At 58.9% G+C, this 20681-nt stretch carries 17 protein-coding genes; 11 read left to right on the forward strand and 6 right to left on the reverse strand.

From position 1 onward, the window contains the following. Positions 1-92: 92 nt before the first annotated feature. Genes ACIPR4_RS02070 through ACIPR4_RS02080 form a run of 3 tightly spaced genes read left to right on the forward strand, consistent with a single transcriptional unit; the run spans position 93 to position 3719 of the window. The gene (locus tag ACIPR4_RS02070) at positions 93-1130 is read left to right on the forward strand and encodes a glycosyltransferase (RefSeq protein ID WP_222829257.1); all 1038 of its coding nucleotides are present in this window, start codon (positions 93-95) and stop codon (positions 1128-1130) included. A gap of 49 nt (positions 1131-1179) precedes the next feature. Next, positions 1180-2382, forward strand: a complete 1203-nt coding sequence (glf, locus tag ACIPR4_RS02075) for a UDP-galactopyranose mutase (RefSeq protein WP_013566988.1) — start codon at positions 1180-1182, stop codon at positions 2380-2382. Positions 2383-2408: 26 nt separating this feature from the next. Next, positions 2409-3719 carry a glycoside hydrolase family 1 protein gene (locus ACIPR4_RS02080; RefSeq protein ID WP_013566989.1) on the forward strand — a complete coding sequence of 437 codons (1311 nt, stop codon included), beginning with the start codon at positions 2409-2411 and terminating at the stop codon, positions 3717-3719. 16 nt (positions 3720-3735) lie between these two features. Here the strand turns inward: ACIPR4_RS02080 and ACIPR4_RS02085 are convergent, their stop codons facing one another. Continuing rightward, positions 3736-5574: a glycoside hydrolase family 2 protein gene (locus ACIPR4_RS02085; protein ID WP_013566990.1), complete on the reverse strand. Its 1839-nt coding sequence runs from the start codon at positions 5572-5574 to the stop codon at positions 3736-3738. 262 nt (positions 5575-5836) lie between these two features. Next, positions 5837-7942, reverse strand: coding sequence for a glycosyl hydrolase family 18 protein (locus tag ACIPR4_RS02090; RefSeq protein WP_013566991.1), 2106 nt, complete (start codon positions 7940-7942; stop codon positions 5837-5839). A 180-nt stretch (positions 7943-8122) separates the two neighbouring features. Between ACIPR4_RS02090 and ACIPR4_RS02095 the strand changes: the two genes are divergently transcribed. Further along, complete coding sequence (locus ACIPR4_RS02095; RefSeq protein WP_013566992.1) at positions 8123-9328, forward strand: DUF6351 family protein; 1206 nt, start codon at positions 8123-8125, stop codon at positions 9326-9328. A 9-nt stretch (positions 9329-9337) separates the two neighbouring features. Here ACIPR4_RS02095 and ACIPR4_RS02100 read toward each other — a convergent pair whose 3' ends face one another. Then, positions 9338-9628 carry a hypothetical protein gene (locus ACIPR4_RS02100; RefSeq protein WP_013566993.1) on the reverse strand — a complete coding sequence of 97 codons (291 nt, stop codon included), beginning with the start codon at positions 9626-9628 and terminating at the stop codon, positions 9338-9340. Positions 9629-9716: 88 nt separating this feature from the next. Here ACIPR4_RS02100 and ACIPR4_RS02105 point away from each other — a divergent pair, with 88 nt between their 5' ends. From ACIPR4_RS02105 to ACIPR4_RS02115, 3 genes are read left to right on the forward strand one after another with little or no spacing between them, the layout of a single operon-like run. Beyond that, the gene (locus tag ACIPR4_RS02105) at positions 9717-12185 is read left to right on the forward strand and encodes a RelA/SpoT family protein (RefSeq protein ID WP_013566994.1); all 2469 of its coding nucleotides are present in this window, start codon (positions 9717-9719) and stop codon (positions 12183-12185) included. A gap of 32 nt (positions 12186-12217) precedes the next feature. Beyond that, positions 12218-13000: an ABC transporter ATP-binding protein gene (locus ACIPR4_RS02110; protein WP_013566995.1), complete on the forward strand. Its 783-nt coding sequence runs from the start codon at positions 12218-12220 to the stop codon at positions 12998-13000. Then, complete coding sequence (locus tag ACIPR4_RS02115; RefSeq protein WP_013566996.1) at positions 12988-14628, forward strand: hypothetical protein; 1641 nt, start codon at positions 12988-12990, stop codon at positions 14626-14628. The genes ACIPR4_RS02110 and ACIPR4_RS02115 overlap by 13 nt, the downstream gene beginning before the upstream one ends. A gap of 19 nt (positions 14629-14647) precedes the next feature. On the opposite strand, the gene ACIPR4_RS02120 is transcribed toward ACIPR4_RS02115, so the two are convergent. Then, positions 14648-16780 (reverse strand): prolyl oligopeptidase family serine peptidase, encoded by a 2133-nt coding sequence (locus ACIPR4_RS02120; protein WP_013566997.1) that lies wholly within the window; start codon positions 16778-16780, stop codon positions 14648-14650. A 62-nt stretch (positions 16781-16842) separates the two neighbouring features. Between ACIPR4_RS02120 and ACIPR4_RS02125 the strand changes: the two genes are divergently transcribed. The 3 genes from ACIPR4_RS02125 to msrB are packed head-to-tail and all read left to right on the forward strand — an operon-like array spanning position 16843 to position 18812. After that, positions 16843-17907, forward strand: coding sequence for a VWA domain-containing protein (locus tag ACIPR4_RS02125; protein WP_187290237.1), 1065 nt, complete (start codon positions 16843-16845; stop codon positions 17905-17907). A 38-nt stretch (positions 17908-17945) separates the two neighbouring features. Further along, the gene (locus ACIPR4_RS02130; RefSeq protein ID WP_013566999.1) at positions 17946-18344 is read left to right on the forward strand and encodes a RidA family protein; all 399 of its coding nucleotides are present in this window, start codon (positions 17946-17948) and stop codon (positions 18342-18344) included. Positions 18345-18404: 60 nt separating this feature from the next. Continuing rightward, on the forward strand, positions 18405-18812 hold the full coding sequence (gene msrB / locus ACIPR4_RS02135) for a peptide-methionine (R)-S-oxide reductase MsrB (protein ID WP_013567000.1): 408 nt from the start codon (positions 18405-18407) through the stop codon (positions 18810-18812). 197 nt (positions 18813-19009) lie between these two features. Here the strand turns inward: msrB and rpmB are convergent, their stop codons facing one another. Beyond that, on the reverse strand, positions 19010-19222 hold the full coding sequence (gene rpmB, locus ACIPR4_RS02140; RefSeq protein ID WP_013567001.1) for a 50S ribosomal protein L28: 213 nt from the start codon (positions 19220-19222) through the stop codon (positions 19010-19012). Between the two features lie 197 nt (positions 19223-19419). Next, positions 19420-20016 (reverse strand): TetR/AcrR family transcriptional regulator, encoded by a 597-nt coding sequence (locus tag ACIPR4_RS02145; RefSeq protein ID WP_013567002.1) that lies wholly within the window; start codon positions 20014-20016, stop codon positions 19420-19422. Between the two features lie 78 nt (positions 20017-20094). Here ACIPR4_RS02145 and ACIPR4_RS02150 point away from each other — a divergent pair, with 78 nt between their 5' ends. Next, entirely contained in the window at positions 20095-20661 is a 567-nt protein-coding gene (locus tag ACIPR4_RS02150; protein WP_013567003.1) for a cysteine hydrolase family protein, read from the forward strand. Positions 20662-20681 lie beyond the last annotated feature (20 nt).

Genomic DNA, 20681 nt, shown 5'->3' on the forward strand with positions numbered 1-20681 from the left:
TGCCTTCGGATGCCCTACATTCTGCAAAAGAAACAGTGTTATGTTTCTCGCACCTCCGTTGGAATTTTGTCTATCAGCGCCCGCAGCATCTTTTGACTCGCTATCAAAACATGGCGCGCGTTCTTTTTCTCGAAGAACCCATTCACGCGGATGAGCCTAAGCCTCGACTGAACATTGCCGTACAGGAGGGTGGTGTAGAAGTATTGACACCATTTCTTCCGCATGGCATGCATGGCGCGGAGGCCATCGACGCGCAACGTATTTTGTTGGATGAATATCTCTCCGCGCAAACGATGGAGCGTCTCGTCGCTTGGTATTACACCCCGATGGCGCTTTTATTTTCGCGCCACCTTTCGCCGGACGTCCTCGTGTTCGACTGCATGGACGAGCTCTCCGGCTTTGATGGTGCGCCTCCTGAGCTGGTCGCTTTGGAGCAGGAGATTTTTGAGCGCGCGGACATTGTTTTCGTTGGCGGGCAGAGCCTCTTCGAATCGAAAAAGAAACAACATACCAATGCGCATCTCTTTGCCAGCAGCATCGATGCGCAACACTTTGCCAAAGCGCGCGTCGTTCAGTCTGATCCAGAAGATCAACGCGGCATCCCGCATCCGCGCATTGGTTTTTATGGAGTGCTGGATGAACGGCTCGATCGCGAATTACTTGCAGAGGCCGCCCGCCTGCGTCCTGAATGGCAATTTATTCTCATCGGACCCGTTGTGAAGATCCGTGAAGAAGACCTGCCCCGCGCAGCAAACTTACATTATCTCGGTCAAAAGAGTTATCCTGAGTTACCGGGGTATCTCGCAGGCTGGGATGCAGCTATGCTGCCTTTCGCACGCAACGCGTCGACCCGCTTCATTAGTCCGACAAAAACACCGGAATACCTGGCCGCAGGTAAACCCACCATTTCTACACCGATCCACGATGTCGTTCAGCCCTATGGCGCGCTGGGACTTGTGCATATCGGCTCCACTGCAGAAGAATTCTGCGCAGCCATCGACGCTTCCGTCGCAGAGAGCGACGCCGCATGGCTTGCGAAGGTCGATAGCTTTCTTGCAAATATGTCCTGGGACAAGACCTTCTCAGGAATGAGAGAACAGATCCTCCGTGTGCTCCCGGAGAAACGGTAAGCCCACCGGTACGAGCGGGCGAGAAGAGAAGAATAGAGGAGCAGGGTTCATGTTTGATTACGTCATTATTGGTGCGGGATTTGCCGGAAGTGTTTTAGCCGAACGGCTTGCCACAGAGATGAACGCGCGAGTACTCATCGTCGATCGTCGCAACCACATTGCAGGCAATGCCTATGACTATTACAACGAAGCCGGCATCCTCGTCCATAAATATGGCCCGCATATCTTTCATACCAACTCTGAAAAGGTTTTTACCTATCTTTCCCGCTTCACCGGGTGGCGTCCGTATGAGCATCGCGTTCAGGCCAGCGTCGATGGACAACTCCTTCCGATGCCCATTAATGCTGACACACTCAACAAGATGTACGGCCTCAACCTCAACTGCCTCCAGGTAGAGGAGTTTCTGCAGTCCGTCGCGGAGCCCTGCGACAACATCAAGACGTCAGAAGATGTCGTCGTCTCGCGCGTAGGCCGTGAGCTTTACGAAAAGTTCTTCCGAAATTACACGCGCAAGCAGTGGGATCTCGATCCCTCCGAGCTTGATGCGGCTGTGACCGCGCGCGTACCGATTCGTACCAGTCGCGACGATCGCTACTTTACCGATCGCTTTCAAGCGATGCCCGTCGAGGGTTACACGCGCATGTTTGAGAAGATGTTGGATCACCCCAACATCCACATCATGCTCAACACGGACTATAACGACATCAAGGATGAGATCTCGTTTCGCGAACTGGTCTTCACCGGTCCGGTCGATGAGTACTTCGATTTCTGCTACGGCAAGCTGCCTTATCGGTCGTTGCAGTTCGAACATCAGACGCACGATCGCGAACAGTTTCAGCCTGCCGCTGTCGTCAACTATCCGAACGAGCACGCCTACACGCGCGTCACAGAGTTCAAATACCTCACCGGCCAGGAACATAAGAAGACGAGCATCGTCTATGAGTATCCCTGTGCCGAAGGCGATCCTTACTACCCGATTCCACAGCCGCAGAACGCCGAGCTTTACGCGAAGTACAAGGCCATGGCAGAGGCGTTGCCGGACGTCCACTTCGCTGGCCGCCTCGCAACGTACAAGTACTACAACATGGACCAGGTGGTAGCGCAGTCGCTTACGCTCTTCCAGAAGCTCAGCGGCCGTCGTCCCACACGCTCCGCGCAATCCGCAAAGACTGCACTCGTCGCCGTTCCCTCGACCGCACTCGATGCCGCACGCATCGAGAAATCGCTCGAGCAGGAAGGCAGTGCGGCCTGAGCTCGTCTCAGGCTGAGGGCCATTTGATGAATCAGAATCCTTCAGTCGTAGCGCAGCCGCTCGAACTCTGGGGTGGCGTAGAGTACACCTGCAATCGCGTCGGCGAATCCTACTTCGACCAGATGCAGATCTCCGGTCATGCAGAGCGTGTCAGCGACATCGAGCGCATCGCAGAGCTCGGCATCAAAACCCTGCGCTACGGCTTGCTCTGGGAACGCCACGAACTCGACCCGTCCTGGCGATGGTCGGATGAACGCATGGGTGCCATGCGGCAGCAGGGAATCCGCCCTATCGTCAGCCTGGTCCATCACGGCAGTGGGCCGCAGCACACCAGCCTTCTCGATCAGGAGTTCCCGCACAAGCTTGCGGCCTATGCGGGCGAAGTTGCCGCGCGTTATCCCTGGGTGGATGCCTACACGCCCGTGAACGAGCCGCACACCACTGCACGCTTTAGCGGTCTTTATGCGCTTTGGTATCCGCATCATCAATCGCGGCGCAGCTATCTCCGCGCTCTGCTCAACCAGACCAAAGCCACTGTTCTCAGCATGCAGGCCATTCGCCGTGTGCGCCCTGACGCACAACTTGTCCAGACCGACGATCTCGGGCGCATCTGGAGCACGGACGCGCTCAGCGCAACCTGCGATCTCCTCGACGAACGCCGTTGGTTGCCGTTCGATCTTCTCTGTGGCCGCGTCACGCGGCAGCACCCACTTTTTTCCTACATGGTGAAGGCGGGTCTCTTCGAAGAAGAGATCCTCTGGTTCGCCGCGAATCCCTGCCCACCCAACACAGTCGGTGTGAACTACTATCTCACCAGTGACCGTTATCTCGACCATCGTACCCACCTCTATCCACGCGACCGCGTCTCTGCGGAAGGCCCATTCGTTGATGTAGAGGCCGTGCGTGTACGCGCCGAAGGTATCGCAGGCTTTGGTTCCATCGTGACAGAGGCCTGGCAGCGCTACGGCATTCCTGTCGCTGTCACCGAAGTGCATCTCGGAGGCGATGCCCGCGAACAGATGCGCTGGGCCGCGGAAGCCTGGACAGAGATCTCCGATGCCCGTGCCTCCGGCGTTGACTGTCGCGCGATGACGATGTGGGCGCTCCTTGGTTCGTTCTTTTGGAACTCGCTCGTTACCTGCGAAAACGGCCACTACGAAGCGGGAGCTTTCGACGTCACCAGCGGCCAACCCGCGCCCACGGCGCTCGCAGAGTTCATTCAGCAGATGGCGTCAGGCACTGCCCCACAGCATCCTGCGCTTGCCACGCAGGGTTGGTGGCGACGGGATGATCGCATCCATTTCCCTCATGTGCAAGGAACAGGTCTCGCGGCTTAATTAGCACGGGACATGATTACCGGCGCATGATGTGCTCTCGCCAGATCGTCTCCGCCAAGGTATCGAAGTCCGGCACTGCCCCCGTCGTCGCCAGCGAAAGATCCTCAAACGAGATCTTCGGCGTACGGTCGGCATAGAGCAACCCATTCGCCTCCTGGTACGTATCCGTAAACTGCGTGTAGCAGAAGCCGGCCAGTGCAGGCAGATTGCGCACTGTCTCCAGCAGAGCCTTGTAGCGCTCCAGCAACTGCTCCGCGGTCTCCGAACGCGAATAGCCCCACGCGCCGTCGCGTCCTGAGTAGGCAATGCCACCGAACTCCGTCAGCATGATCGGATGACTCCAGATCCGCTCCCCCTCTACGAAGAGCATGCGTCCACCGGGGCGCTCGCGCTTCAGCAGATGCGCTTCGATGTCGTCGATTCCGTAACGTTTGCCGATGCGCTGCGGGTTGTCATCGTAGTCGTGAATACCGATGATGTCCGTTGCCACACTCTCCCAGCCATCGTTGCCGATGACGGGCCGCGTGGGATCGAGCGCCTTCGTCAGGTGATAGAGCGTCTGCACATAATGCCTCTGCGCTGGACTCTCCGGAAGGTCGGGCACGCCCCACGACTCGTTGAAGGGCACCCACGCCACGATGCAGTGGTGGCTGCGGTCGCGATGGATCACTTCCATCCACTCGCGTGTCGTCCGTTCAATTGACGCAGTGGTGTAGCGATACGCGCTCGGCATCTCCTCCCATACCAGAAGGCCAAGGCGGTCGGCCCAGTAGAGGTAACGTCGGCTCTCGATCTTCTGATGCTTGCGCACGCCGTTGAAGCCCATCTTCTTCGCTAGCAGAACATCCTGCAGCAACGCATCATCGTTGGGCGCGGTCAGGCCGCTCTCGGGCCAGTAGCCCTGGTCCAGGACCATGCGCAGGTTCAGAGGACGCCCATTCAAAATGAAGCGGTCACCCTGCACTGCAACGGAGCGTATCGCCGTATAGCTTGAAACCTTATCGATCAATGTGCCCTGCGCGTCGCGTAGCTCAAGCCGAGCGTCGATGATCGTCGGAGAAGACGGAGACCAGAGCAGGCCGTTGCGATAGTCGTCGATGCCCGGATCCGACAGCGCGATATGCCGGTGGACTTCGCCGGCCAATACCTCGTAGGTATCGTTGGCCAAAAGCGTTTCGCCCACTTTCAACTGCACGTGCAGTTGAAGGCCGCTCGTCGGTCCGCCTTTGATGCTTGCCGACAATCGAATATCCCAGCGGTCCAGGCTTGAAGACCACTCCAGCGTGCGGATACGCGTTCCCGGGACCACCTCCAGCCACACTGTTTGCCAGATCCCTGTTGTGCGCGGATACCAGATTGAATGGGAGTCCAGCTTCCAGTCCTGCTTGCCGCGCGGCTTGGCCAAATCGGCGGGATCGTCCTCTGCGCGAACGGTGATCTCCTGCGGTTCACCTGGCAACAGAACATCCGTTATATCTGCGTGGAACGGCGTATAGCCTCCCTCATGCGTAGCCACGCGCGCACCATTTACCCAGACCGTTGTGCGGTAGTCCACCGCCTCGAAGTGCAGAAGCAGGCGCTGACCGTCGATCAGTGCAGGGCTTTCCATGGTGCGCCGATACCAGACAGCCGCATAAAGCCCCGTGTCATGAATGCCGCTCGCCGGTGTCTCCGGACTGAAGGGGACCGTGATCGTGCGGTCCCATGTCACCTCTTTGGGAAGACCGAAGCGCGCGTCGCGATCGATGCAGAAGTCCCACGGTCCATTCAGGCTGACCCACTCCTGGCGCTGCATCTGCGGATCGGGATAAGCATGGCCGGAATGTTCGGATGTATCAAAAGAAGTGTCGTACAAATTTATATCCCCTGTTTCTTATCTGATGCGCCCTGACATCCCTGTGCCCCATTCTTTCGTGGCCTTATCGCGAAACCGGGGTCCCCGGCGAACGGCTCTTTGTTCGCTAGGGTGGAAAAGGGTGGGTCGCGCGGAGCGCACAAACCGGATTCGTCAGGAAGGAAAAGCAAATCCCTCCGCTTCGCTACGGGATGACAAAGAGAGCTACGGATGACAAGAAAGAAAAGAGGCTGGGGCATCCACAGCGAACTCTAGCACCGAATCACTTCACCCCAGGCGATCCATGCAGCAGCGGCCCCACCACATTGGAGTAGTTGTAATTCCCACGCCGGTCCGCATCGATCGTCCAGAACATCGCTCCCAGAAAATCCGGATACCCGCCCGGCTTCACTACCTTGTAGTGCGATCCCGGTTCTGTCTTTCCGGTCAGCAGCGTGCGCATCGCGGCCTGCACGATCTCCGGATTTGTATCTCCTGTGAGAAAGCCCGTCGCTACCTGGCTCGCCGGAGTTGGCGGAAAGATCTGTTTTGGATCGCCACCGACAGCAAACCCATGCAGCAGAAGCTCCGTCATGGCCACGTGGTAATCCACAGTACCGGGTTGGTAGATATTTCCATCCAGCCCCAGCAGGGGAGGCGTGTTGTAGCTCTGCGTATCCACAAAACTGAGGATGTCGCGCACTCCATACAGGATCGGCAGATACGAACCAAACTGTCCGCCGTAGCTGGGAAATCCGCCCGGTGTTTGCGTCCCCTCGGGTACCAGCGACAGCATGAACTTCGGCCCGAAGCGTTCCTTCAGTTGTCGCATGGCAGAGATGAGATTCACGATCGAAGGCGTCGTCGGATGCTTGAAGTCCGTATCTCCCAGTTCAATGGAAAGAGAAGGGCTCTCGAAATCAATATCGATTCCATCAAAGCCATACTCCGTCACGATCTGCGTCACCGACGAGATGTAGTTCGGAACGCGTGCCGGATCGGCCAACGTAAAGTGCTGCCCACCGCCGCCGAGCGAGATCATTACCTTCTTACCCTGGCTCTTGAGATACGCGATGTCCGCCTTGAACGCCTCCGTATCCAGGCCCGCAGGGGTATGAAACTGCATGGTGCCTTCGGGCGCGTTCTTGTCCGGCGTGGCGAATGCCACAATGATCACGTCCCACTGCGGCGAAACCTCACGCAGCGGAAACGTCGATCCTGCTGCTCCGTAACCTGCCCAGTAGCCAATGAGCTGGTGTCCATGTCCCTTGCCGTCAAACGGAACCGCCGGAGTCGCAGGTTTGTCTACTGCGGAGTACGGATTTCGCCCGCGTGCAGGGCAGGGAGCCGCCGCCGTCGTGAGAGCCTTCGCATCGGGGAAGCTGTAGACCGTTCCAAGGTCAGCGCTACCCGTATGCCATGCTAACGTTGCCGCATTCTGCAGGTGATAGGTCACACCATGCAGCACTGCCGCGCTTGCAATCGAAGCTGGTACGTTGTTCTTGGGATTGATATTCGTCGGCTGCAACAGGAAGTACTGCGTGCCGATGCCCGTGCCGCCACAGCCGCCCGTCGTCAGCGCCGTTCCGGGACGCAGCCATGCCGGAAAGACATTCCCCGGCGCGGCGACACCACGCGCAGGACGCGCCAGGGGCTGGTGCAGTGGATCATAGAAGAACTCCGCCAACTGCTGGGAAAGCGGCTGCACGTCGTCGGAGTGCTCCACGACGCCCGCATCGAAGTAAGAGCCGAGGACAAAGCTCTGCCCGGAGCCTGCGTCCACGCCGTGCGTTCCGGTCGAGCAGCAGACCGTCCCGTCGCCGTCCGCATAGAACGTCGTGTTCTTCGTCAGAAAGACATAGAGCGTGCCGGGTGCCGCTGAAAACTGCTTGAAGATCTCCTTCTGCAAAAACTCCACGTCCACCACGGCGAGCTCATGTCCGCTCTTCTTCACAGGCAACACGTACCCAAACCCGGCAGGAATGTGGATCATCTTGGACTCAATCTTTGGCTGGCCCAGCAGAGTGTGCCAGCCCTCCATTCCGGCTTTGTTGAAGGTAGTCCGAAGCAGCGCGTCCGTATACTGCGTCGCGCCGGAAGAGAAGGCGTACTTGCTGAACAGCGGCGAACGAACCACCTTCTCCGTCTCCGCTGTGGCACTCACCGTCCTGATCGACGAACCCTCGAAGATAAGCGTGAGCGGAACCAGTACCGTCGGAATCGTCGTTGTGCCGCCCTGTGAAGGGTCTTTGCCGACAACGGTATAAGACACGGAGCTTCCCGTGGAAGCTCCGGCGGAGTAGCTTCGCGTGAAGGTGGGAATCGCATCCTGCGTGTGGGCCGCCATGGGAAGCAGCAGGGACAATACGGCGTGGCGGGCGAACTTCACGTGTGCCTCCAGAGATACTGTGGGAACTTTTTCTGGATAAGGTTCGTCGACACCACAAATCTTGGCAATAGGGAAGAAGGCCTATTTGGGACTTCGGATTGCCCCACCTTGTGAGAAAGCCAACACACTGTTCGAAATCACTCACCCAGTCTTCTGTGGTCTGATACCTTCGTGAATACGATGCGCAGTGCTAAGTTGGATCTCCAGGGAACCCGCTGGTTGGCGGCGGCATGCCTTTTGTTCGCGGCGAATTTATCTTTCGCGCAGACGAGCACCAAGGCAGCGCAGGCCACGCCTCCGCCTCCCGTTGCGCCGAAACAACCGCTCGTGCAGAAAGAAGGCAACGTCACCGTCGAGGTGGGCGTGCTCGACAAAACCGAGTACCGCATCGACGTACCCGACAACTGGAACCACAACCTCGTCGTTTTCTATCACGGTTATAGCGAGACACCGTATCACTTCAGGCCGGGTGCAGGGATGAACGGACAGGCCAAACCCATGCTCGACCGAGGCTACGCCATCATTCAGAGCGCCTACTCGGAGACCGGATGGGCGCTCGCCGTCGCTTATCCGGAGACGGAAAAGCTCCGCAAGTACTTTGTGAAAGCCCACGGCCAGCCAAAAGAGACGTACGTTGCCGGCGGAAGCATGGGCGGAGCTCTGACCATGGTGACCATCGAGCGGAATCCCAAGGTCTACAACGGCGCGCTCGATATCTGCGGTGCGGTTGGACCAACGATCGTGCACCTCAATCGCCGCTTCGCCTTGCGCGCCGCCTTCGACTTTTATTTCCCTGGCCTGTTGCCCCCGCTCAACCCGGTCCCCCCGAATTTTGTCGAAACAGACGCCCTCCGGCTGAAGGCTCTCACCGCGCTCAACGCAAAGCCCGCTGCGGCGGATGCGATGCGCAGCCTGACCAGCCTGCATACCAACGCGGAGGTCGCGCGCATGATGGTTTACTTCACCTATGTCATTGCTGATATGCAGCACAAGGCGGGCGGCAATCCCTTTGACAACCGCAACACCATCTATACCAACAGTAGTTCGGACACCCACACCGACTATGCTCTGAACGACGGTGTACGGCGCTACGCTGCAGAACCACGCGCGCGCAACTACCTCGTGGAGAACTACACGCCCTCGGGCAAAGTGCTCAAGCCGATGTTGGCGCTTCACACTACCTACGATCCTCTGATTCCGGCCAATACGCTCAGCCTATACAACAACATCGTAGAGATCGCCGGCTACTCACAGAACTTCGTCCAGCAGTACGTTCATCGCGAAGGCCACTGCACCATGTCCAGCGAGGAGGTCGGCAAAGCCTTTGACGAACTCCTTCTCTGGGTCCACGCGGGCAAGGTCCCCCAGGCTGGCCTGCAGCGTTAGATCGAAGTCCTAGTGCAGCGTGCCAACCGGGCAGTTTTCCCGGTTAACGGGCTGTCCGGGACGGCCGAGGTGCAGCTTGTAGGAGCAGTAGACGTTGGAATATCCAGCGCCTACGCCCTGGTAGACGTAAATCGTATCCTCCGCTTCGTTAAACGTAGAAAGAACCTGCCCAGGGCCGGAGCCCTGCAACTGATAGGAAGCGCTGCTGCTAGCCGCTCGAACCGAGGCGGGCGCATGGGCAAACCATCCGATCGCGATGCCGCCGAGTAAGAGAAGGACGAGTTTTACGTTGAGAGACATGGTGAGCTCCTGACAGAGATAGATATGGGACGGGTTCCCGCGCGCTTGGATAGGTGGAGTGAGCGATATTCGCAGCCTATAATGAACTATGGGCGTTGAGCGGGCAGCTGGCACGAATGCAGATGCGACAGTGATCTCCACAGAGGCGGGTATCGATCTGGAGGCGGCCCTGCCTGCGCGTACCCCGATGCAGCCCGGAGATACTTTTCACCACAACGCCGTAGAGCTGGAACTGGATGCTCCGGCGGGCCTCCTTAAGCCTCTTCCGGAAGAAACTGTCGCACCCGGCGTGATGTCCTCGGGCATAAGCTACGGCGATCTTCCTGCTGAACTCGCGGCTGAGATCGACCGTAACTTCGAAAAACTCCTCCTCACCGTCCATGAAGCTCGTCCCAGCGACGATCTCGGCATCATCCGGGATGCCTGGAAGTTCTGCGTCGAGCAGCACGTCGGCCAGAAGCGGGCCAGCGGCGAACCCTACATCATCCATCCGCTCGAAGTCGGCCAGGTGCTCGCCGAAATGAAGATGGATTCTACCGCCATCGCTGCAGGTCTTCTGCACGACGCCGTGGAAGATACGGATGTCTCCACGCCGGAGATCGCGCGCCGCTTCGGCGAACAGGTCGCGCACATCGTCGAAGGCGTTACCAAGCTCGACCGCATCAAGTTCGCGAACAAGGAAGACCACCAGGCAGAGAACATCCGCAAAATGCTCCTCGCTATGGTGACGGATATCCGCGTTGTTCTCATCAAACTCGCCGACCGTCTGCACAATATGCGGACCCTGCAGCACCTGAAGCCGGAAAAACAGATGAAGATCGCGCGCGAGACGCTGGATATCTATGCTCCTCTGGCGCATCGCCTGGGCATGGGAAAACTGCGCGGCGAATTCGAAGATCTTGCTTTCCGCTACGTTGACCCTGTCGCGTATGAACAGGTCTCAGAAGAAGTCGCCAAGCTCCGCGTCGAAGGCGAGAAGTTCCTCTCCGGCATCGTGGCAACGATCGAAGCCAAGCTGACCGAACACGGCATTCCGGCGCGCGTGGAGTGGCGCATCAAGCGCCTGTATTCCATCCAGCAGAAGCTCGCTGCGCAGGCCATCCCGGTGGACCAGGTCTACGATTTGCTAGCCATCCGTGTGATCACACAGACGATGCAGGACTGCTACGCCACGCTTGGCCTGCTTCACTCCATCTGGCGTCCTGTCCCTGGCCGGATCAAAGACTTCATCGCGATGCCGAGGCCGAATCTCTACCAGTCGCTGCACACCACGCTGGTGGCCGAAGGCGGACATCAGTTTGAGGTGCAGATCCGCACCGACGAGATGCACCGCATCGCGGAAGAGGGCATCGCCGCGCACTGGAAGTACAAGGCCGATGAGACCGTCTCTGCCAAGGATGAGCAGCGCCTCGCCTGGGTCCGCCAGCTGATGGAGTGGCAGCGCGAGATGACCGACCCCAACGAGTTCATGTCGACGCTCAAAATCGACCTGTACCCGGAGGAGGTTTACACCTTCACCCCCAAGGGCAAGGTCGTTGTGCTTCCCAAAGACGCCAGCCCCATCGACTTTGCATACACCATCCATACCGAGGTCGGTCATACGACCATCGGTGCAAAGGTCAACGGCCGCATCGTTCCCCTGCGCACACGCCTGCGCAACGGCGACATCGTGGAGATCACCACGCAGGCTGGTCATACGCCTTCGCGCGACTGGCTTTCGTTCACCAAGAGCAGCCGCGCCCGCAACAAGATTAAGCATTGGCTCAACGAGCACCAGCGCGAACGGGCCATGGAGATCGGTCGCAAGCTGCTCGACCGCGAAGCCCGCAAGTTTAAGGTCTCGCTCAGCAAACTCGGCGATGCCGACTATGACCGCGTCGCCAACGATTACGGTCTTACTGCTGGCCCGGAGCTTCTCGCCGCCATCGGCTTCGGCAAATACTCCGCCCGGCAGACGCTGAACAAGCTCGCCCCCGGCAGCACCAAGGAAGCCCCCGACCCGAATCAACTTGAACTCCCGGGAGGCGTGGGCAATACACTCGCGGCGATGTCCGATGCCGTCAAACGTGTCTACTTCGGCAAGGGCTCGGACTCGCTTCAGGTCGAAGGGCAGGACGATCTTCTCGTCTACCGCGCGCGCTGTTGTAACCCGATTCGCGGGGAAGAGATCGTTGGCTATGTCACGCGCGGCAAGGGCGTTGCCGTCCATGCAAGAAGCTGTCCCAACGTTCAGAATCTCCTCTATGAATCCGACCGTCGCATTCAGGTGGAATGGGGTCCGGCGGATGGCAAGGATAACGGCACCAAAGCCACGACGTACCCCGTCAAACTCGTGCTCCACGTCGACGACCGCAGCGGCATGCTGAAGGAACTCACCGCCATCATCTCCGATGACGATACCAACATCCGCAGCGTGGATTCCAAGCCCACGCCCGAAGGCGAAGCCGTTGTCGAGTTCGTCGTAGAGACGCAGGACGTGCGCCATCTCAACAAACTGCTGGTCGATCTCCGCCGCATCCCTGGCGTGCGCGATGTGCAGCGCATGCAAAAAATCTAGCGCATTCTTCCGGGCCGCCGTATTCTCTCTCCATGGAACCCAGTGCCGTCGTTACCCGTGGCCTCTCGCGCTCGTTTGGCGAGGTTGTGGCCGTGCAGGATATCAATCTCACCGTAGAATCGGGTCGCTTCTTCGGCTTCCTCGGGCCGAACGGCGCAGGGAAGTCCACCACCATTAAGATGCTCACGGGGCTGCTGGCGCCCACGACAGGCACGATCCAGATCGCGGGCATGGACCTCGCTACGCACGGTCTTGAAGCGAAGCGACTCATCGGTGTGGTGCCAGAGGGCATGGCCCTCTTCGGTCGTCTCACTGGTTTCGAGTATCTTCGCTTCGTCGCCCGCATGTATGGACTTCCGCGTGGTCAGGCGAGCGAGCGCGCCGAAGAGCTTCTCTCTTTCATGCACCTCGACACAGAACCGAAGAAGCTCGTCACGGATTACTCCCACGGTATGCAGCGCAAGCTTGCGTTGGCGGCGGCGGTCATTCACGGGCCACGCATTCTCTTCCTTGACGAGCCCTTCGAAGGCGTCGACGCCATCGCCGCCGGAACGCTCAAAGCCATGCTGCAGCGCATGACGGAACGTGGCGCAACCATCTTTCTCACGACGCACGTGCTGGAGATCGTTGAAGCACTCTGCTCGCACGTCGCCATCATCGACAAAGGTCTCCTCGTAGCGCAGGGATCGCTCGAAGAGTTGCGTGCGGGCGTTGCACAGGAGGGTGGCGAGCGCCTGACGCTCGAACAGATCTTTATCCGTATCGTCGGCGGAGACCGTAGTGCGGATGCACAGGAACTCTCATGGCTGAAGTAACGCAGCCGCTTCTCGCCCGCGAACAGTACCGCGCCCTGGCAGAGATGCGCTGGACGCTCTTTGTGCGTGGTCTGCGCGATGTCGACAACCGTATTCTTCTCGTCGTCCGGATCCTCTTTCGCCTGTTGATGTTTGGTGTGGCCGTGGGCATGGCTGTAGGTGCGGGCTTTGGCATCTACTATGGCCTTACGCTTCCTCGTCCTGAACTCGTTCTCCATACCTTCTGGTGGATCTTTGGTGTCTGGCAGATGTACGTCTTGGTGCGCAGTTCCCTCTCGCACGGTGTCGGTCGCAATCTGCTCCGTTTCCCCATGCGCTTCCGTACGTATGCCACGCTGTGGATGCTCTCCGGCCTGACCGATACGCCCACACTGCTCGGTGCATTTATCTGCCTCGGTGCGGCCTGTGGAGCGTCCTTCGCGAATATCCCCGCGTGGGCGGCGCTGGTTGGACCGGGGCTCTTCTTTTGCGTCAACGTTCTCTTGTCGCGCATGCTCTTTCTCTGGTCGGAGCGATTGATGGCGAACCGCCGCACACGCGAATTCGTTCTCATCCTCTTTTCCATGATTGGTCTGCTGCCGCAGCTCTTCATTCGTTCGCACAACAACCTGTTGCGGCATATTCCTGTTCCACCGTTCCTCGTCAGGCTGTTGGAGTGGATGCCGCCCGCCTTTGCGGCGCGTTCAATTGCATCCGGTGTAGAAGCGCTTTCGCGGGGTATTGCCATTCTCTGGCTTGCAGGTCTCTCCCTCGTCTTCACGGCATTCATCGGCCAGCGGTTGCGACGGGAGTATCGCGGAGAAGATCTTCACGAATCCGCTGCCTCCATTGCTCGCCCAGAAAAACGCATTCAGCGTACCTTTCGTGCAGCACCGGAGAGCATGAGAGACACAAAAAGCGTCTCCATCCCGCTCGCCGTCTTCGGCATAGAGTTCGCAAAGCTACGACACAGCGGACAGGCGATTTACCAGATGCTTTCGCCGCTTCTTCTGATCGTTCTCTTCGGTTGGAGAATGGCCTCTCATTCACCGGGATGGCTGCTGCCCGGTGGAGTAATTTATCTCTCCATGGACCTGGCGGGCAGGACCTTCAACTGCTTCGGAACCGATGGTCCAGGAGTGCAGATCTACCGCCTCGCACCGCTCTCGATGCGATCGGTTTTCCTGGGAAAGAACCTCTATGCGGTCTGCATCTTTGCCGTGCAATCCGTACTTCTGCTTGGCATGGCAGTCTTCGCCGGGCACATGGAGCTTCGCCTCTCCATCTATGCGTTGGCCTTCGCGATCTTTGCGGTGGCCGTAGACCTCATCGTGGGCAACCAGTTATCTTTGCGCTCGCCACGGAGGGCAGACCTGACCCGGGCCACGTTGCAGGCGGCCCGTGCCCAGCGTCGCGCCGCTACCGGTGGAGGCTGGCGCGCCCTGTTGACGATCTTCGGCGTACCTCTTCTCGGTATTGCTGTTGCTGCGGCTGGATTTGCTTTGCATCAACCGCTGCTGGCCCCGGCTCTGATGACCTTACTCGCCGTGGCTGCGGCTTTCTTCTACTGGAAGTCCCTGGAACGCCTGGACGACTTCGACCCTGTCCGTATGGAGCGTGCCCTGACCGCTCTGGTGAAGACGCAGTAGTCAGGGCGGCGCGTCGTCGTTACAGCTGCGGTGTCATCTTCAGTTCCTTGATCAGGAACGCATAGATGTCCGTGCTCATCTCAAGTTGTTTGGTGATTGGCATGCCGCCACCGTGTCCGGCGCGCGTCTCGATGCGGATCAGCACCGGCGCAGGTCCTGCCTGGTCTGCCTGCATCTGCGCTGCGAACTTGAAGCTGTGCGCGGGGAAGACGCGGTCGTCGTGGTCTGCCGTCGTGATCATCGTTGCGGGATACTTCGTTCCCGGCTTCAGCGTGTGCAACGGAGAGTACTTGTAGATCGCGTGGAACTCCGCTTCGTCCTCCGAAGGCGAACCGTACTCCTGCTTCCATCCCCAGCCCACGGTGAACTTGTCGAAGCGCAGCATATCCATCACGCCGACCGCAGGTAGAGTCGCGCCAAACAACTCAGGCCGCTGCGTGGTGACCGCGCCCACCAGCAGACCGCCATTCGACCCGCCTTGAATCGCAAGCTTTGGCGTGGAAGTGTACTTGTTGGCAATCAGCCACTCCGCGCATGCGATGAAGTCGTCAAAGACATTCTGTTTCTTCAGCTTCATGCCCGCCTCGTGCCACGTCTCGCCGTACTCTCCACCGCCACGCAGACCAGCCTGCGCGTAGATACCGCCTTGTTGCATCCAGAAGATCCGGGACGACGAAAAGGCGGGCGTCAGCGAAACGCCGAAACCGCCGTAGGCATAAAGAATCGTGGGATTATTGCCATCCAGCTTCAGGCCTTTCTTGTACGAAAGGAAAACAGGAATCTTCGTGCCATCTTTCGACGTGACAAAGACCTGCTTCGTCTCGAACTCCGCAGGCTGGAAGGAGAGCTTGGGTTCACGATAGATGCTGCTCTTTCCCGTGGCCAGGTCGAGGCGATAGACCGTCCCTGGCGTAGTGAAGTTCGTGAAGGTATAGAAGGTCTCCGTGTCCTCACGCTTGCCGCCAAAGCCGCCCACAGTGCCAACTCCGGGAAGCTCCACTGTCCCCAGCGGCTTGCCTTCTTCGCTGAAGAGCTTCACTTCGTTGCGCGCGTCCGTCAGGTAGTTCGCAATCAGCGTGCGATGCACCAGCGTGACCGACTCCAGCTTGCTCTTGGACTCTGGGACGATCGTCTTCCAATACTCGCGCTCGGGATGCTCCAGGTCGACCTCGATCACCTTGCCATTGGAAGCGTCGAGCGTCGTCAGCAGCCAGAAGCGTGTTCCGTTATTGCCGATGGGCGAATACGCAGCGTCCGGCTTGTCGATCAGGTTCAGGATCTTCGCATCGGGATGTGAGAGGTCTTTGATCGCCAGCACGTTGTTCGGACTGGTGCCCTTGCCCTGGTAGACGATCAGGTAGCGCCCCTCGTCCGTGACGCCCGTTCCAAGGAAGATCTCCTTGTCATCCTTCCGCTCGAAGATCATCTTGTCTTCGCTCTGCGGTGTGCCGAGTTTATGGAAGAAGATCTTCATGAAATAGTTCGTGGCCTTCAACGCATCGCCATCCGGTGGAGCGTCATAGCCACCGTAGAAGAATCCGGAGTTGTCCAGCAGCCAGGCGGCTCCGCCAAACTTCGTCCACTGAATCACGTCAGGAAGCTCGCGCCCCGTCGCCACTTCGCGCACATGGATCTTCTGCCAGTCGCTTCCGGCCTCTGCAAGCGCAGTCGCGGCGAGCGTGCCATCGTCCGTGATCGAAAGGGAGTTCAGCGCGATGGTGCCGTCCTTCGCCAGCGTGTTCGGATCGATCAGGATATGCGGCTCACCCGTCAGGCCTTCGGCCCAATAGACCGGCGTCTGGTTCTGCAGACCCGTGTTGTGTCCGTAGAAGTAGCGCGAGCCGTGTTTCTCCGGCGATCCGTAGCGCTCGAAGTTCACGATCTGCTCCAGTCGCTTCTGAATCGCAGGCCGTGTGGTCAGCGGAGCGAGGTAGTCCGCCGTGACCTTGTTTTCCGCATCGATCCAGGCGCGCGTTTCCGGCGAGTCGAGGTCCTCAAGCCAGCGAAACGGGTCGGCCACCTTGGTGCCAAAGTAGGTGTCTGTCTGCGGGCCGGTGTGCGCTTTGGGATAGGAAAACATGGTAGAACTCCTTGGTTGCTGTGCCGCGAGGCCGAAGGTGGAAACCAGGAGAAGAACGGTGGCAGCGCGCATGCGTGGGACTCCCGGGAAGTAGTCTTTACATCAAAGCAAGTGTAACTGCGATGATGGAGGACATGAGAGTGCGTTGGATTCCCTGTGCCGTGTTGTGTCTTGCAGCAGTCCTGAACCTCCAGGATCTCCCCGCTCTGAATGCCCAGGACACGCCTGCTCCGAACCCCCAGGACGTTCCCGCTGTGTCGGCTCCGGGCGACGGCCAGTACACGCTGAAGGCGGGCGCGAAGATTGTACTGGTCCCTGCGACGGTGGAGGTAAAAGGAAAAGTCCTCTACGGTCTGAAGCCGGAAGACTTCGTTGTGGAAGACAACGGCGTTCCGCAGAAGGTCACGATGGACGAAGATACCGACTCGCTCGGTCTGTCGCTCGTGGTGCTTTTACAGTGCTCACGTTCCGCCGTGATGCAGTACTCCAAGATCGACCAACTGCCCCAGATGATCGAGTCTCTCGTGGGCGGTGCGCCGAAGGAGATTGCCCTGGTCCGTTACGGCGATCATCCCGAACTAGTGCAGCCGTTTACACGAAATATGGATGTGGTGGCCTCCAGCATGGCGAAGATGGGCCCTTGCGAAAGCGACAACGCCGCCACGCTGGATGCCGTGAGCTATGGCGCGTCTATCCTTGCGAATCGCCGCGACCGCTACCGGCGGGCGATTTTGCTGATCTCCGAGACCCGCGATCACGGCTCGACGGTGAAGGAGGGGCATGTGATCGAGCAGCTTGGGAAGACGAACACCGTCGTGGATGCAGTAACGTTCTCCCCGGTGGGAAGCGACAGCTACCGCAGTCTTACTACGTTTACGCCGGGAAGTTATGGCGTCTTCGGTTTGCTCTTCAGCGCGGTGCAAGCGCTGCGGCAGAATGTTCCTAAGACGCTCGCGCACCTGAGTGGCGGCGAGTACATCAACTTCCTGACAAAGAAGGGGTTCGAGAACGGGCTTCTCGACCTGACGAATCACGTGCATAACTACTATCTGTTGAGCTTTGCCATACCGCAGAATGCGCCCGATGGCCTGCATTCGATCTCTGTCAAGATCCCGACGTATCCAAATGCGCTGATCCGTTCGCGGGAAAACTACTGGGCGGGTGAGGCGCACGCGCCGGATACTTCGAATGTGAAGTAGCTTCATCCTGCTCCAGCTTGCCGGAGTAAAATTCGGTCATGAGCGATATGGGCAAGGTAGCGGTTTCGACAAAGGATGCACCGGCGGCGATTGGGCCGTACTCACAGGCGATTCGTTCCGGCGACACGCTCTTCTGCAGCGGCCAGGTGGGCCGCGCTCCGGGCGCGGAAAAGCTGGAAGGCGACATCAAGCAGCAGACGAAGCAGGTGCTCGAAAACCTGAAGGCCGTTCTGGGCGCTGCGGGCCTGGACATGGTGCACGTCGTAAAGACGACCGTGTTCCTGAAGGATATGAACGACTTCGCCGCGATGAACGAGATCTACGCGACGTATCTTGCCCCGAAGGACGTAGTTCCCCCGGCGCGTTCGACCGTGCAGGTGTCTCGCCTGCCGATGGATGCCTTGGTAGAAATCGAAGCCATCGCCAAGGAATCGTAGGACGGCCCGGCGTTAGTTCGCACGGGCCGCTTCTGGCGTCTAATCCCTGTGAGGTGAAGTATGGCTGAGACACGGACGAGAGTGCATAAGACAGAGCAGGAGTGGCGCGAGCTTCTGACTCCGGAGCAGTTCAGGGTGTTGCGCGAGAAGGGCACGGAGCGTGCCTTCACGGGAGCTCTGTACGAGAACCACGCGGACGGAACGTACCTCTGCGGTGCCTGTAAGGCTCCGCTCTTCAAAAGCGAGACGAAGTACGAATCCGGTTCGGGCTGGCCAAGCTTTTACCAGCCAATCAGCGCGGACGCGATCGAAGCGATCGAGGACAACAAGTACGGCATGCGGCGGGTGGAAGTCGTCTGCGCCACCTGCGGTTCGCACCTGGGGCACGTCTTCCCAGACGGGCCACGACCTACAGGGGAGCGGTACTGCATCAACTCGGCTTCGCTGGCGTTTGAGAAGAAGAACTAGTGGGTTAGCAAGTCGGCGAGTCAGCGTTTCCATCGCTGGCTCGCTTTCTATTTCTAAGCTGTCCCTCTTTGTCATCCCGTGGCGCAGCGAAGGGATCTGCTGTTTCCAGACCAGCCGAGCCTGATTGTAGAGGGAAGTTTCCGGAAGCACAGAAAGCCGCCGGGTTACCGGCGGCTTCTTCGTTACTTATAAGATCTTTACGCGGCTACAGCGACGCGAACGACGGCCTTGGTGACCTTGCCGGACTTGATGCACTGGGTGCAGACGCGCACGCGCTTGTTTGCGCCGTTCACGACTGCCTTGACGGCCTGAAGATTCGGGTTCCAACGACGCTTGGTGACATTGTGCGCGTGCGAGATGTTGTTACCGAACTGAGGACCTTTACCGCAATACTGACAAACCTGTGCCATGACTTATGCTCCGAACGCCGTTTGGGACGTGGATGTTCTCGCAGTGGGAGCGCGATCCAAGGGTACAGGATGGGGCAGCTCGCTTCGGGGCGTACGGCGGAGTGGGTCGCGCCGGGCCTTCTGCGGAGTCTTCAGGATAGCGGAAATCGGCGAGGGAGGCAAGAAAAGTTAGTTCTCTCTCTCTTGTGGCCTCGTCCTCAGGCTTTGAGCCGCGCTTTGAGGTAGCTCATCAGGAGCAGCTTGAATTCTGCAACGATCTCCTGTTTTTCTTCAGGACTGGTCTCCAGATAAAGGGGATGCATGCCCTTCAGGACCTGGACGGTGACATTGGCGACGCGGAAGGATTCCTCCAGCGTCATCTCCGGGAGTTTTTCGCGGAAGAGGGCGGCAAAGTGTTCGCGCAGCCAGCTTCTTCCGGAGGGGTCACGCTGGTTCCCCCGTGGGGTACCCAGCAGAGGGAAGTAAGCGGGGCGTTTTTCGATGTAATCGAGGACGATATCGAAGATCCGGTCGACGAGCTGCTTGATGCTTAGTTTTGAAGGGGTTGCGGTGAAAGGCGCCCAGCGCATCTTCATCTCATCGATGTACTGCTGCCGAAGCGCGTTCATGAGCGCTTCCTTATTCGGGAAGTACTGATACAGCGTTCCGATGGAGGCTTGGGCGAGCTCAGCAATCTGCGTCATGGTCGCGGCTTCGTAGCCCACGTCGGCCATCACGGAAGCGGCAGCTTCAAGGAGCTGGGAAAGACGCTTTTCCCCCCGCTCCTGCTGGGGATTGCGCCTTTGGTTTGACATTGTTGAGGACATCCTCATATTCTAGACGAGAGAAAACCTGAGGATATCCTCAGGTTACGAATTGGACAGGAGAACCACATGGCATTGACCACACTGGACCCCAAGAGCGCACTGATCGTCATTGATCTGCAGAACGGCATCGTCACCTTGCCGGCCGCCGATCTCGTCGAACCGGTCATCAAGCACGCTGCTGCGCTCGTCGAAGCATTTCGTGCGCATAAGCTGCCAGTCGTCCTGGTCAATGTCGCCGGTGTCGCGCCGGGACGGTCGGAACGGGGACCGCGGATGGGGGATGCACCTCCCGCAGGATGGACTGATCTGATTCCTGAGCTGAACCAGCAGCCGGAAGATCACACCGTGACGAAGAAGACCTGGGGAGCTTTCACAAACACGGGCCTCGCCGATTACCTGAAGGAAAAGGGCGTGACGCAGGTCGTGCTTGCGGGTGTGGCGACGAGCATCGGCGTAGAGTCCACCGCGCGCCAGGCCCAGGAGTTCGGGTTCAACGTCACGCTTGCTGTGGATGCGATGGCCGACCTGAACGCAGACGCGCACCTCAACAGCGTGACGCGGATCTTTCCAAGACTGGGTGAGACCGGCACAACGCAGGACGTCCTTGCTCTGCTTAAGACCACCCACGCCTGACCTATCTGAAAAAACGCTTC

The sequence above is a fragment of the Terriglobus saanensis SP1PR4 genome (assembly GCF_000179915.2).
GTDB lineage: Bacteria > Acidobacteriota > Terriglobia > Terriglobales > Acidobacteriaceae > Terriglobus > Terriglobus saanensis.

Excerpts from the sequence above, each read along its gene's own strand:
- ACIPR4_RS02115 (WP_013566996.1), top strand. The coding sequence starts at position 12,988 with ATGGCTGAAGTAACGCAGCCGCTTCTCGCCCGCGAACAGTACCGCGCC.
- ACIPR4_RS02120 (WP_013566997.1), bottom strand. The coding sequence starts at position 16,780 with ATGCGCGCTGCCACCGTTCTTCTCCTGGTTTCCACCTTCGGCCTCGCG.
- msrB (WP_013567000.1), top strand. The coding sequence starts at position 18,405 with ATGGCTGAGACACGGACGAGAGTGCATAAGACAGAGCAGGAGTGGCGC.
- ACIPR4_RS02125 (WP_187290237.1), top strand. The coding sequence starts at position 16,843 with ATGAGAGTGCGTTGGATTCCCTGTGCCGTGTTGTGTCTTGCAGCAGTC.
- ACIPR4_RS02110 (WP_013566995.1), top strand. The coding sequence starts at position 12,218 with ATGGAACCCAGTGCCGTCGTTACCCGTGGCCTCTCGCGCTCGTTTGGC.
- rpmB (WP_013567001.1), bottom strand. The coding sequence starts at position 19,222 with ATGGCACAGGTTTGTCAGTATTGCGGTAAAGGTCCTCAGTTCGGTAAC.
- ACIPR4_RS02100 (WP_013566993.1), bottom strand. The coding sequence starts at position 9,628 with ATGTCTCTCAACGTAAAACTCGTCCTTCTCTTACTCGGCGGCATCGCG.
- ACIPR4_RS02105 (WP_013566994.1), top strand. The coding sequence starts at position 9,717 with ATGGGCGTTGAGCGGGCAGCTGGCACGAATGCAGATGCGACAGTGATC.
- glf (WP_013566988.1), top strand. The coding sequence starts at position 1,180 with ATGTTTGATTACGTCATTATTGGTGCGGGATTTGCCGGAAGTGTTTTA.
- ACIPR4_RS02080 (WP_013566989.1), top strand. The coding sequence starts at position 2,409 with ATGAATCAGAATCCTTCAGTCGTAGCGCAGCCGCTCGAACTCTGGGGT.
- ACIPR4_RS02145 (WP_013567002.1), bottom strand. The coding sequence starts at position 20,016 with ATGTCAAACCAAAGGCGCAATCCCCAGCAGGAGCGGGGGGAAAAGCGT.
- ACIPR4_RS02150 (WP_013567003.1), top strand. The coding sequence starts at position 20,095 with ATGGCATTGACCACACTGGACCCCAAGAGCGCACTGATCGTCATTGAT.
- ACIPR4_RS02095 (WP_013566992.1), top strand. The coding sequence starts at position 8,123 with ATGCGCAGTGCTAAGTTGGATCTCCAGGGAACCCGCTGGTTGGCGGCG.
- ACIPR4_RS02130 (WP_013566999.1), top strand. The coding sequence starts at position 17,946 with ATGAGCGATATGGGCAAGGTAGCGGTTTCGACAAAGGATGCACCGGCG.